The sequence below is a fragment of the Aeromonas sp. R5-3 genome, from assembly GCF_040908225.1.
Classification (GTDB): Bacteria; Pseudomonadota; Gammaproteobacteria; order Enterobacterales; family Aeromonadaceae; genus Aeromonas; species Aeromonas dhakensis.
Map to the genome: position 1 here is coordinate 538,477 of NZ_JBFODH010000029.1, position 12,414 is coordinate 550,890.

Below are 12,414 nucleotides of genomic sequence, written 5' to 3' on the forward strand. Positions count from 1 at the left end.
CTCGGGGGATTTTTCTATCCGTTGTTTTCTATCCGTTGCTTTCTATTCGTGACAGGGCGGGCAAGCCGCCCCCTATAAGGAGTGAAGATGAGTCAGCATCCCCTTCGAACTCTTATCGAGACCTGCGACGCCGCCATCTCCCGGCGCGATTTCGACGCCCTGATGGCCTTCTACGCCGAGGACGCCGCCCTGGTGGTCAAGCCCGGCATGGTGGTGCGCGGCATTCCCGCCATCCGCCGCGCCTTCGCGGCCATCTCGGATTACTTTCAGGGGCAGCTCAAGGTGGAACAGGGCGTCATGGAGGTGATCGAGGGGGCCGACAATGCGCTGGTGATCATGGAGACCCGGCTCAATTACCCCGATGGCCAGGGGAGCCTGACTGAGGAAACCCGACGCGCCACCTATGTGTTTCGCAAAGAAGCCGATGGGCAGTGGCGCTGCACCATAGACAACTCCTACGGCACAGCGCTGCTGGCAGCGGTGGATCCCGCGCCTTCTGCCTGAACGCTCCCAGGGGCTATCCCAGAGCGGGGGCTGCTACAAGCCCCCGAATGGCAGGCAATCAACAAGCTGCTGATATAGAAACAGTTGTTAGAGGTTGCTGTGGTGCGGCGCCGGTTTGTTGCAGGTTTTCTCCGCCATAGTGGCGGCGCGCAGAAGAATAAAAATCGTGGGAAAAAGCCGCCGATGGGGAGTCCCTTGACCAGCCGCTCGGTGGCTGTTAATCAGGGTGCTGCATGAAGCCATCATGGACGAACAAGGCCGATACGCCTTTCTAGGGGCGCGGCCGATGGCCGGATAATAACGGATCAGGGAGCAAACCATCATGTGGCCGTACCGAAGAGTCGTAACGCAATCCCTTAAAACCCCTCTGGTGATCGCCAGGGTGCTGGTTTATATCGCGCTGTTAATCTTGTTGCCGCTGCCATTGAGCATCTTCTCGGATTCTCTGGTCGGTGGCGCAATTGTTGTTCCTTACGCCGTCTCTGTGCTGCCTGTCAGCGTCGGGTTGATCATCATCTCCGGCTTTATGGCCATCCTGATCGCCAGGGTAGAGGCGCTCAAGAACCGCTGATAGCGAGCACCGGCGCAGATAGTGACTCGCCAAACAGGATAAACAGGAAACAAAAATCCCCCGAGTGCGGGGGATTTTTATTGCTTCGATAGCGGGCTGCTTAATTGGCTTTGCCAATCACTTGAGGGCTCGCTTCGCAGAAGTCGTAATCGTCGCAGTACTGCACCTGATAGACATACTCCTTGCCCGGGATCAGAGGATTCTGGTCGCCATTGATGTCGATATAGCGGTCGTCGTTGATACCGAGTTTGGCCAGTTCGACAAACTTCTGATCTTGCGGCTTGTCGAGTTTCTCGGCGCGGGAGATGCGGGTGTATTTAAGCTGACGGGTCGTGATGGCGCTGTTGTCGGCATTGCTCCAGGCGAGCTGGACTTCGCTGACCAGATCATTGCTGGCCTTGATCCCGGCAGGCTGGCTGAATCTTGGGTACTGCACCTTGATGGTGGAGCTGGCGATGCGCAGTCTAAGGCTGGTCAATGAGTCGAAGGAGGCAATATTGCTGCCGCACAGCGAGAGATATTTCGGCATCGCCTTGCCATATTTCGGCTGATCCTGTCCGTCGTAGAAATGCATCGAGAGCTGGGTATCGCCGCTGGAGTAAGCGGTCGCCCGTTCGATGTTCTTGCGCTGGGACAACATGAAGTTGTCGGGTGATCTGCCGGCCCCGACGGAAAGGGTCATAAAGGTATAAGAGTCGCTGGTGGAGGGCTGATAGAGATTATTGGTGCCCCGCAGGGAGTAGCTGCGATATTTCGGGTCCGAATACATGTAGGAGTAGAGATCCATGGTACCGGCAGAGACGCCTCCTTCCGCATTGACGCCGGTGTCATTGAAGTTGTGTCCGAACAGCAGTGTTGCGCCTTGCGGGGTATTGAGGCGATACATCTGGCAGCCAGCGATGATCTGCTGATATTCCAGTGTGGCGAAGTGGTGGGCAATGGTCTGTTCGGCCATGGCAGGTGCGGCCAGCATGGTCAGAGCGGCGAAGAAAACGCGTTTCATATAATCGAATCCCGAATAAAAAAAGAGCGCACATTCTAGATCATGTCATCCGTCAGTTGTGCTCCATATGGGTATTGAATTGCCTCTCTCGACTGGTTTTCATACGAGGCTTTTTGTGGGTGAAAATTCAGCGGCATAGCTGCGTGAACCCGGTCATGGCGGTTGACCTGCCCGCACTCGCCGGGTTAGCCTCTTGGCTCCTTTGATATATGAGTACTTCCTCCGATGCGCATTTAACCTGTCCGCACCCCGCTTTTGATTCCTCTCCCGCCAGGGAGATCGGGTGCGTCTCACCGTGACAGGTTGATGCTGATTCTTTGTCTGTTTTCCCATTCGTGGACACGTGTCCCTGTCATTTGGCTTGGCTCTTGGCCTGCGGCTCCCGCATTGGCCCACAGGAGTTCAGATGACCCATATCGCATGTCATATCAATGCCTTGCAGCTGCCCTTCGGCGCCTGCACTGTGCCCCTTACCTTCACTTTGCCCGCTGCGGGCTGCACCCTGATCGGCCGCAACGGCATCGGCAAGAGCCTGCTGCTCGAACTGCTGGCGGGCCAGCGCCGCGCGGCTTTTGGCAAGATTGAGTGGTTGACCCCCATCAACTGGCTGTCCCAGTTTGCGCCCGCGCAGGATTATGCCGACGGAGCCAGCGTGGCCGACGTGATCGGCTGGGGCGAGCCGCTGCGGGCCCTTGAGCGCATCGAGCAGGGGAGCTGCGCCCTGGACGATTTCGAGCTGCTGGCTGATCGCTGGCACCTGCGCCGCGATCTTGCCGACCTGCTGGCAGAGGCGGGCCTCAGACTCGATGCCCATGCCCCGGTCAGCACCCTGAGCGGCGGCCAGCTCACCCGCTTGCGCCTGCTGGCGCTGTTTGCGAGGCCTGCTCACTTTCTGCTGCTCGATGAGCCGGACAACCACCTGGATGCCAGTGGCATCGCGTGGCTGAGCCAGCGATTGGCCAGCCACAGTGGTGGCTATCTGCTGGTAAGTCACGACCGGCGCCTGCTCAATCAGGGGAGTCAGTTCCTGGAGCTGGGCGAGCAGGGGCTGCAGAGTGCCAGCCTCTCGTTTGAGGCGTTTTTGGCGCAGCAGGCCGAGCTGCAGGCTGCCCGCAGCGCCCGGCTGGCGCAGGCGGAGCGCCGTGAAAAGGCGGCGGCGCGCAGCCTGCAAAAGGTGCGCGAACAGGCGGCCAGGCGGGCCAGCCAGGGGCGGCGCGAGCGCGGCTCCCAGGCCAAAATCCTGCTCGATTTCAAAGCGGAACAGGCGGGCAAATCCCTTGGCAAGGTGCTGGAACGCCATGAGCGAGGCCACAGTGCCCAGCTGGAGGCGCGCACGGAAGCGGAGGCCGCGCTGGCGGCGGTGCAGCCGCTTGTCATGCAGTGGCCGGCGGAGGGCGATCGCAAGGGGGCAGCCCAGCCGCTGGTGATCACGGCGGCGCGCCATAGGCGCTGGCATGATCAGCAGGTAGATCTGGTGCTACAGCGGGGGGCTCGCTGTCTGTTGGCCGGTCGCAACGGCAGCGGCAAGTCGAGCCTGCTGCAGATGCTGCGCAGTGAGTTGGCGCCCGAAGCGGGCAGCTTTCGCATCAATGGCCGGATGGCCTGTCTCGATCAGGGGCTCAGCCTGATCGCGCGCGACCTCAGTCCGCTGGCCAACCTGCTGGCAGCGGCGCCGACGCTTTCCGAGAGCGACGCAAGAACCCGACTGGCGGGTATCGCACTGCGCGGCGATCGCGCCCTGGCTCCCTGCCATGGGCTGAGCGGTGGCGAGCGGCTAAAACTGGGTCTGCTGATGGTGCTGGCGCAACTGCCCGATCTGCTGCTGTTGGACGAGCCGGATAACCATCTGGATCACCCCTCGCGCCAGCTGCTTATTCAGGTGCTGGCCGATTATCCGGGCACCCTGCTGCTGGTCTCCCACGATCCCGACTTTGTCGCCGGGGTGGGAATTGAAAGGGAGTATTGGTTGGAGGAATAGGGGGGGGAAATCGTGAGCCAGCCTAAAAATGGCTGGCTCAGAAAGGTGGGCGTCCTAAATATTTGATGAATAACTAATTTGATATTTGATCATCTATAGATAAAATGTCTTTGCATTTTTGTTGGCAAAGCTTGTTTTTAATGCTGTTAATGTCAATTTTTGCAAGAGTCAATCTACTTGCCGCTTCAGCCCTCCACATTAAATCACCTGGCTCTTGGAATGTAGTTCTTAGTTCACGAATAACATCCAAGGCATTGCTAGCCCAGTCTTTAAAGTCATTAAGATGCCAGAACATGACATTATTAAGATGTGGGGCGCCCCCTTTTGAGACTTTTGAAACAGGAGATAACAAAATAGGGATAATCTCGACCAAGCTTGATTTACATGATTCAACATTTTCTCTCATCCAGTTTGGATGTGTGGAGACTTGCCTGGCTTTCAATGCGCTAAGAATGTCATTTTCTGCATTTGCATGATCTTCAAACACAAAGCAAAGATTATCAATTTGCCACCATGGGTCTGGTGATGCATCAGATTCTACTTTTCTTGAATCAAATCCTAAGTGTTCACCTAAAAGTCTATGTGCCTCTTCAAATTCATTTTTTGAATTAAGACCTTCACGTATTTTTTTCTCTCTTTTAACAAGTTTTCTATCATGCATACATCCAAGTGTTGATAAAATAGACTCAATTCCTTCTACTTGCTTCATCAATAAATGATTTTGCTTATCTTGCTCGGTGTTTATGTCTTCTTTAATAGAAAACCTAGACAACCCAACTAACCATGGTATATCTACAGCTGCTTTTTTGGCTCTATTAAAATGATCTTGAGCTTTTAATGAGAACTCTACATGACCATTTTTATCAGCTAAGTATGCTGCTGCTCCAGCAAGGTAATCCCATAGGGCTCTATATCCACGTAGTTCTGCAGTTGTTAGAATGCCAAGTGTTTTTTCTGCGCTATTAATGGCTTCTTCATAGTCGCCCTTCCATAGTGATTGAACATAGTCAATTTCAAAAGATACGCATTTTGATAAGATATCTATGCCGGGAAAATTAAGTTTGGTTTTGCTAGATCTTATCTCAACAATTTCACTGTTAACATCTTCCCAAGCCTCCCCATTCTCAATGAAAATATCAAAATTCTCTAATAAACTGGAAAAGTCACTATCAATAGACTGATCTACACCAAATTCTAATTCAGCCTGTAATTCTGGATGTAGGTAATTTCGTCTGCTGCGGCTTGCAAGAAAATCGACAAGTTCATTTCCATTAACGATAACAGAAGAGTAATCTTCTAATGAGCGTGTACATCGGCCAATTGCCTGAATAACCCTTGTTTGTATTCTTTCATTAAAAAGTATATTAGCTCCCATTCTAGACATGAGAAATTGCTCTTGAATATTTACAGTTTTTGGTAAACCTTCAATTACCAATAATCGACATTCATCTCCTGGAAAATCAATGCCATCATATCTATTAGCTACTAATGCAACTGCACCTTTAGACGAAACAAATTTAGATTTAGACTCTTCTATATCACTGGCTTCGAAAACGACTAAGTTATTCTGTTTGTCTATTTTTTCCTTTATCTTTTTAGCCTGAGCATCACTTGGTACAAGGACAAGGCTTCTTTCTGCCTTTTTAAAGAGTTCGATATTTAACTCGGAGCAAGCATCGTCATTCAAAGACAGTGATGGGAAGATAAAAAATCGGCGCCCTACACCTTGAGTATCCCAGCCATCTGGGGTGGCCAATCTATAAATATCTTTTCTACCCACTAGTCGTTCTAGGTCTCCTCCCTCTCCTAGGGTCGCAGACATGTAAACTCTTTGCTTTGCATGTGTGAATGCAGAGTGAACCCATGTGGGCGGCAATAACGGTCTTAGTAAAAAACCTTTTGATGACATATATAAATGGCATGCTTGCAGATTAGAGCGAAGCATCGACCAAGAGAATTTTAGCAAATTTTCAGATGTGTGTTCATCTAATATTTCAATTAAGCTGTTTTTGATTTTATTAAATAATGGAGTTGATAGCTTATCAACCCAGCCTTGATCTGATGGACTATCCCATCGGCCTACTAATCTAGAGTAATTTGTTCCATCCAGATATGGTTTTACTAATGAGCATAGGGCTTCATGAATAATCTTATGTTCAGGGTTTGCGCGCTCAATATCTAAAGACCAAAGCTTGGATATATAATTTTCTGCAGCATGAGCATCATCAATTATTATTATATCTGGATCATCAAAAAATGGATTGACATTAAATACACTACTGTAAGTTGTTACCGCAATCGCCATACCTTGTTTGTACTTTGCGATTGCACTTGGGTCATAGTTATTTTTTGACCCAGTAAACCCCAAGACTGTTAATCCATACTTATGTTCAGCTTGTTCTACAGCTTGGTTGACTAGTTGCTTTGTTGGGCAAAGATAAACTATTTTTTCATTAAATTTTCTGCGGCGCCATTCTGAGATTAATAGTCCGACTAAGGTTTTTCCACTGCCAGTGGGTAATTGCAATGCAACATCAGACCTATTTACGGCTTCTTCCGCATATCGTTGCATTATTGACTGTTGATGTGGGAGAACATCTGGGAATTTTCTTCGTGGAAGCTCTCTGAATAATTGATCTGGGCTTGTAGCTGCGACTGGTCTGATACTTCTTTTTTTAAATGCCATGTTTACCTCATAGTTTAAATCTTAAAAAGCCAATTTCTATAAGAATATTAATTTTAAGTATTAATTAGGTGGGTTAAATAACTGTTAAAAATAGTACTATATATGATACCAGCTCCTCTTACAGTCGCATTCAACACATCAAAGGAATCGAGCTTTTCTCAGCAAAATTAGCATGTGCTTAGGGTTGTTAGACAATAACTCCAGTAATATAGAGTGCAATTAAAGTTTTTTATTAAAAATTGACTCTCAGCTTAACGACAGTGAATTTCAATATTAGAGATACTCATATGTAGACCTATGAGAAAGTTCATGCTACCGCCCATGGATTGCAGCTTCCAATATGCTCGATTGACCAGCGGGCGGGGCCCGGATGGTACTTTAGGCGCCGAATGACCAGCATAGCCTCAAGCCTCATACGCAGACCAGTCAAAAAGTGACGTAATAGTCAGTAATGGTTTGTTTTTTTGCGCTGGCTCAACAAATCGCACTGACCGGGCACTGGATTCCCATGGCCCTTGATTTTATTAGGGGCTGCGGGCGTGGCGGAGCAGAGGGTGATGGCTTGCTATTGAAGAAGTGCTGGCCGGGGAGAGTCCCGCTTTGCCAATCGGCGCTATAGTGCGGCTATGGTGCCCTGTGCCCTGTGCTCCGTGGCCCTGGCTGGCAAGGCGGGGGATCTGTGGCAACAATCAGCTGTTGTCATAACAGTTACTTGCAATCAGATCATCATGCAAACGGGTCACCATGCCAACACATCACAATAAGGAACGTCATATGAAGCGTATTGCCATCTTGTTCGGCCTGCTCTGCGGCAGCGTGCTGCTGGCCAATCCGGTCTTTGCCAACGACGCTGCCCAGTTGCAGTGCGAGGCGCAGGCCGCGGCCAAAAAACTGGCGGGCGCCGCCAAGACCAGCTTTGTCGGCAAGTGCGTGAAAGATGCCGCTGGCGCCGCGAGCGGCGAGTGCGAGAAAGCCGCGGCCGACAAGAAGCTGGCCGGTGCGGCCAAGAACAGCTTTATCCAGAAGTGCGTGAAGACGGGGGCGGCGATGGATCCGGCGGCCAAGTGCGAGAAGGCGGCGGTCGACAAGAAGCTGGCTGGCGCGGCCAAGAACAGCTTTGTCCAGAAGTGCGTGAAGGATAGCGCCGCCAAGTAAGGGGTTTTCTTGTCCGGTGTGTTTGCGGGGGGCCAGCAGGCCCCCCGCGCTTTTTGGGGCGTAGGGGCGTTATCGCTGGGCGGGTGACGGGGCGCAGAACCTGGCCAACTGGCCCGGATCATCAGAGCTGGGGCTGAGCGCAGGCGCCGCTCTGCTCCAGGCTGGCGAGGGCAGTGTGCAGCCGGGCCAGGCCGATGGGCTTGTAAAGGCAGTCGTCCATACCGGCGGCCAGGCAGAGTTCCCGCTCGCGCGCTGTGGCGTGGGCGGTAAAGCCCCAGATAGGCTGGGTGTGGCCGCGGGCGCGCAGGCGGCGGGTCAGCTCGAAACCATCCATCAGCGGCATCTGGCAGTCGGTGATGATGAGGTCGAAGGGCTGGCTCTGGCTGGCCTGCAGCGCCTCGGCGCCGTTGCCGCGCACGCACACCTCGTGGCCCAGGTGCTTGAGCTGCTGGCGCAGCAGCACCTGGTTGGCGTGGTTGTCGTCCACCACCAGCACCCGCAGCCGGGTTGCCGCAACCGGCCGGGGGGAGGGCACAAGCAGTGGCCCGGCCGGCGGCGACGCGGCGTCGAGAAGCTCGTGGGGGGCGGCCAGCGGGGTGAGGGGCAGCCGGATCCTGAGCTCGGTGCCGCTGCCAAGCTCGCTGCTGACCGCTATCTTGCCCCCCATCAGCTGGCACAGCATGCGGGCGATATTGAGGCCAAGGCCGGTGCCGGCGAACTGGTAGGGGTCGTGGGCGCGGTAGAAGGGGCTGAACAGTCCGGGCAGCTTGTCGGGGGCTATGCCCACCCCGCTGTCGCGGATGATGAGGTGCAGCAGCGGCTGCTCCGCGCTCCCCGTGAGGCTGGCCTGCAGGCTCACCTCTCCCCGCTCGGTGAACTTGATGGCGTTGCCGAGCAGGTTGAAGACGATTTGGCGCAGGCGCAGCGGGTCGATGAGCACCCGCGGCAGGGGGGGCAGCTCGACCCGGTAGCCAAGCCCCTTCTGCTGGGCCATCCACTTGCAGGCGCGGGCCACCGAGTGGAGCAGCGGCGCCAGCTCGCATGGCTCGGGGGCGAGCGTCAGCTGACCCGACTCGATGCTGGAGATGTCCAGCACGTCGCCGATGAGATCGAGCAGGCCGTTGGCGGATTCGGAGGCGATGCGCAGCTGCTCGCCGGTGTGGCGGGCGAGGGCGGGATCCTGGCTCGCCAGCTCCAGCATGCCGAGAATGGCGTTCATGGGGGTGCGGATCTCGTGGCTCATGGTGGCCAGAAAGTCGCTCTTGGCCCGGCTGGCGCGGTCGGCCTGCTCCTTGGCGCGGCGCAGCGCCTCCTCCATGGTCTTGCGTTCGGTGATGTCGATCCAGCCGTTGATCACCCCGCTGATGGCGCCGCGGTAGTCAAAGTAGGGCACCATCCAGTGGTAGACGAACTGGCGCGGACCGCGCTGGCTGAAGATGCGATCCGACAGTATGGGGCTGCCGCTTCGCAGCACCTGCTGAAAATCCTGTTCCAGGGCGGCGATGGCCTCGGCGCCGAGCAGCCCCTTGAGCCCCTCGGCAAACGAGGTGCCGAGCACCCGCTCGATGGGGGCGTTGAGGGTGGCCAGGTACTTGCTGTTGCAGAGGATCACCTTGCCCCCCTTGTCGCGCACCACTATGGGGTGGGGCAGGCTCTCGCCGAGCGCCTCGATGAAGCGCACGTGCTCCTCCAGCTGGCGGCGGGAGGCCTGCTCCGAGCGGGCCAGCCGGTTGAGCATGCGGTTGCGGTAAAACAGCAGCAGGGCGACGGCGCACAGCCCCGCCAGCAGCAGGTAGAAATAGGGGGCGTTGCGCTCCATGAAGGTGGGGGCCGGCAGTTTGCGGTTGCGCCACTGGTAACTCATCATCGCCAGCTCGTTGGGGGCGATGGAGAGGATGGTCTTGTCGATGATGTCCATCAGCATCCGGTTGGCGGAGAGGCCTGCAAAGCCCATCCGGATGGGCTGGTCGTCGGCGGGGCCGGCGATGCGGATCTGCTGGAGTCGCCCCCCTTCCACCGCATGCTGGGCAAAATAGAGCGGCACGATGGCGGCATCGAGGCGCCCCTCGTTGACCGCCTCCATCGCCTCGTCGGCGCTCTCCAGAAAGCTCACCTGGCTGTCGCCAAGTCCTCTGGCGATGGGGTTGTAGATGGTGCTGCCCACCTGTTTGCCGGCGAGCTGTGCCAGATCGCCGTTTAAGGAATCCCCTTTGCGGGCCACCAGCACATAGATGTCGTCGGTGGCGTAGGGCAGGGAGGGGCGCAGCCGGTAGCCCTCGGCCACCGGGCGGGAGATGGCGCCGATGAGATCCAGCTCCCCCCTGAGCAGGGCCTCCTTGCGCGCCTGTTCCGAGCCGTAACTGACGAACTCGAAGCGCAGACCGGAGCGTTTGCTGATCTTCTCCAGCATCTCCACCGACATGCCGGTGAGCTGGTTGTCGTAGTCGCGCACCCCGTAGGGGTAGAGGTCGTCCATCAGCCACACCTTCACCGGACCGGCGCTGGCGAGCCAGGCGCGCTCCTCGCGGCTGTAGAGATCGCCGGGGCGCTCGATGATGTCGCGGATGGGGCCGTTCCACTGGTTGAAGATGAGGCTGCGGGTGACGTCGCTCACCCCCTCCAGGGTCTGGTCGAGCAGGGCCAGCAAGCCGGGGTGAGCGGCCGACACCGCGAAGCGAAAGCCGTCCGCCGCAATGGCGGGCTGCGCCTGGCTGCGCTGGCGGATCTTGTCGAAGCGCTCGCTGTTGAGGTAGTGCAGGGAGTGGGGGTCGCTTAGCAGCAGCGGCTCGTGGCCGAAGAAGACCGCATCGAAGGCCGCCACGTTGGAGGGGTAGTTGACCAGTACCAGATCCGGGTAGTAGCGCTTGAAGGCGGCCTCGTTCACGTAGCCTCGCACGGTGGCGACCCGCTGGCCCGGCAGCAGCAGCGGCCCCTGTTCGGCGGCGAGGGCCGAGAAGACGGGGGCACTGCTGAAATAGCGCCGGCTGAGGGCGATGCCCGCCTGTTCGGCCGCGCCGAGGTTGAGGTTGCCGAGGTTGACGAGGTCGAGATCCCCGGCCCGCAGCGCCGCCAGCGCGCTGCGCGAGTCGTTGAATGCCCGCAGTTTCACCGGTTTTTGCAGCGCCCTGGCCAGGATGTCGAGGTAGTCGGCGGCGATCCCCTCGAAGTGATCATCGGGCCCGATCATGGCGAACGGGCGATAGTCGTGGCGCAGCACCCCGACTCGCAGCGCCGTCATTTCGGCGAGCCAGGGCTGGTCAGCCGTGCTGGCGGGCGCCGGGGGGCTTTGCAGGTAGGGGCGACTGTGCAGGGTGAGCGCCTGGGCGCAGAGGGGCAGCAGCAGGCAGAGCAGCAGCAGGGGTCGGATCAGGTTCATTGCCAGATTGTGCCCCTCCCGCCGGTTGGATGGTGATCGAAAGCGGCGATTCTACCGAAGAGCGGCGCACAATGAACCTTTAATCAGCAGTTTGTCAGTGCAAACGGCAAGGCCGCTGGCGGGACGGGACTCGCCAGCGGCCTGCCAACTGCCCGCCCTGACTCCTGATTTGGACAGGGGCAGGCACGGCAGAGGACTCACACCCCCTCGCCATCGGCGGCGACTCTGGCCCGTCCTGCCTCTTTGGCCCGATAGAGCTGGCGGTCGGCCGCCTCCAGCAGCTGTTGCGGCGTGCCGGTCTGGCTGGGGATGGTACAGACCACGCCAAGGGAGATGGTCACCACCCTGGCCACCTCTGAGGCGAGGTGCTCGATGGCCAGCTCGCGCACGGCGCTGCACATGCTGTCGGCGAGATGGACGGCGCTGGCCAGGGGGGTGTTGGGCAGCACGCAGGCAAACTCCTCACCGCCGTAGCGGGCCACCAGATCGTGCGGCCTGCCCAGCCGCTCGGCCAGCACGGCGGCGATGGCCTGCAGGCAGTGATCGCCGGCCTGATGGCCATAGCGGTCGTTGTAGCGCTTGAAATAATCGACATCGAGCATGATGAGGGAGAGGGGGGTGTTGTCCCGGCAACCCTGGCGCCACTGCCGCATCAGCTCATCATCGAACTGGCGCCGGTTCGGTATGCCGGTGAGGCCGTCGAGCATGGCCAGGTTGCGCAGCAAGTCCCCCTGCAGCTTGAGGGTGATGTGGGTCTTCACCCTGGCCCTGACGATGTTGGGGCTGATGGGCTTGCTGATGAAATCCACCGCGCCGAGGGCCAGACCGTACTCTTCGTCCGTCTCCTCCTGCTGGGCCGTGACGAAAATGACGGGAATGTCCTGGGTGTCGGGATCCGCCTTGAGTTGCTGGCAGACCTCGTGGCCGCTCATGCCGTCCATGATGACGTCCAGCAAGACAAGGTCGGGCAGCAGGCTGCGGCAGAGGGCAAGTGCCTGCTCCCCGCTGGTCGCCATGAAGATCTCGCACTCTTCGCGAAAGAGCTGGTGCAGCAGCCTGATGTTGATCGCCTGATCATCGACGATCAGCAGTTTGGGGCGACGGTTGGTGGGCAGGTTCCAGGGGACCATCTTGGGCTCCA

At 57.0% G+C, this 12,414-nt stretch carries 8 protein-coding genes; 4 read left to right on the forward strand and 4 right to left on the reverse strand.

What is annotated here, in order from left to right; all coding sequences use genetic code 11:
- The first annotated feature begins 87 nt into the window (after positions 1-87).
- Together AB5Y95_RS21735 and AB5Y95_RS21740 are read left to right on the forward strand one after the other, a co-directional pair.
- Positions 88-504 (forward strand): SgcJ/EcaC family oxidoreductase, encoded by a 417-nt coding sequence (locus AB5Y95_RS21735; protein ID WP_368162087.1) that lies wholly within the window; start codon positions 88-90, stop codon positions 502-504.
- Positions 505-826: 322 nt separating this feature from the next.
- Entirely contained in the window at positions 827-1,075 is a 249-nt protein-coding gene (locus AB5Y95_RS21740) for a hypothetical protein (RefSeq protein WP_010633338.1), read from the forward strand.
- 100 nt (positions 1,076-1,175) lie between these two features.
- Here AB5Y95_RS21740 and AB5Y95_RS21745 read toward each other — a convergent pair whose 3' ends face one another.
- On the reverse strand, positions 1,176-2,078 hold the full coding sequence (locus AB5Y95_RS21745; protein ID WP_368162090.1) for a hypothetical protein: 903 nt from the start codon (positions 2,076-2,078) through the stop codon (positions 1,176-1,178).
- Between the two features lie 406 nt (positions 2,079-2,484).
- Between AB5Y95_RS21745 and AB5Y95_RS21750 the strand changes: the two genes are divergently transcribed.
- A complete protein-coding gene (locus AB5Y95_RS21750; protein WP_368162093.1) occupies positions 2,485-4,056 on the forward strand; it encodes an ATP-binding cassette domain-containing protein in 1,572 nt (523 codons plus the stop codon).
- A gap of 73 nt (positions 4,057-4,129) precedes the next feature.
- On the opposite strand, the gene AB5Y95_RS21755 is transcribed toward AB5Y95_RS21750, so the two are convergent.
- Positions 4,130-6,742 carry a DEAD/DEAH box helicase gene (locus tag AB5Y95_RS21755; protein ID WP_368162095.1) on the reverse strand — a complete coding sequence of 871 codons (2,613 nt, stop codon included), beginning with the start codon at positions 6,740-6,742 and terminating at the stop codon, positions 4,130-4,132.
- 774 nt (positions 6,743-7,516) lie between these two features.
- Here AB5Y95_RS21755 and AB5Y95_RS21760 point away from each other — a divergent pair.
- Positions 7,517-7,897 (forward strand): hypothetical protein, encoded by a 381-nt coding sequence (locus AB5Y95_RS21760; RefSeq protein ID WP_368162097.1) that lies wholly within the window; start codon positions 7,517-7,519, stop codon positions 7,895-7,897.
- A gap of 121 nt (positions 7,898-8,018) precedes the next feature.
- On the opposite strand, the gene AB5Y95_RS21765 is transcribed toward AB5Y95_RS21760, so the two are convergent.
- Together AB5Y95_RS21765 and AB5Y95_RS21770 are read right to left on the reverse strand one after the other, a co-directional pair.
- Entirely contained in the window at positions 8,019-11,273 is a 3,255-nt protein-coding gene (locus AB5Y95_RS21765) for a transporter substrate-binding domain-containing protein (RefSeq protein WP_368162099.1), read from the reverse strand.
- 197 nt (positions 11,274-11,470) lie between these two features.
- Entirely contained in the window at positions 11,471-12,403 is a 933-nt protein-coding gene (locus AB5Y95_RS21770; RefSeq protein ID WP_019839433.1) for a diguanylate cyclase, read from the reverse strand.
- Between the last annotated feature and the right edge of the window lie 11 nt (positions 12,404-12,414).

Excerpts from the sequence above, each read along its gene's own strand:
- AB5Y95_RS21760 (WP_368162097.1), top strand. The coding sequence starts at position 7,517 with ATGAAGCGTATTGCCATCTTGTTCGGCCTGCTCTGCGGCAGCGTGCTG.
- AB5Y95_RS21740 (WP_010633338.1), top strand. The coding sequence starts at position 827 with ATGTGGCCGTACCGAAGAGTCGTAACGCAATCCCTTAAAACCCCTCTG.
- AB5Y95_RS21765 (WP_368162099.1), bottom strand. The coding sequence starts at position 11,273 with ATGAACCTGATCCGACCCCTGCTGCTGCTCTGCCTGCTGCTGCCCCTC.
- AB5Y95_RS21755 (WP_368162095.1), bottom strand. The coding sequence starts at position 6,742 with ATGGCATTTAAAAAAAGAAGTATCAGACCAGTCGCAGCTACAAGCCCA.
- AB5Y95_RS21745 (WP_368162090.1), bottom strand. The coding sequence starts at position 2,078 with ATGAAACGCGTTTTCTTCGCCGCTCTGACCATGCTGGCCGCACCTGCC.
- AB5Y95_RS21750 (WP_368162093.1), top strand. The coding sequence starts at position 2,485 with ATGACCCATATCGCATGTCATATCAATGCCTTGCAGCTGCCCTTCGGC.
- AB5Y95_RS21770 (WP_019839433.1), bottom strand. The coding sequence starts at position 12,403 with ATGGTCCCCTGGAACCTGCCCACCAACCGTCGCCCCAAACTGCTGATC.
- AB5Y95_RS21735 (WP_368162087.1), top strand. The coding sequence starts at position 88 with ATGAGTCAGCATCCCCTTCGAACTCTTATCGAGACCTGCGACGCCGCC.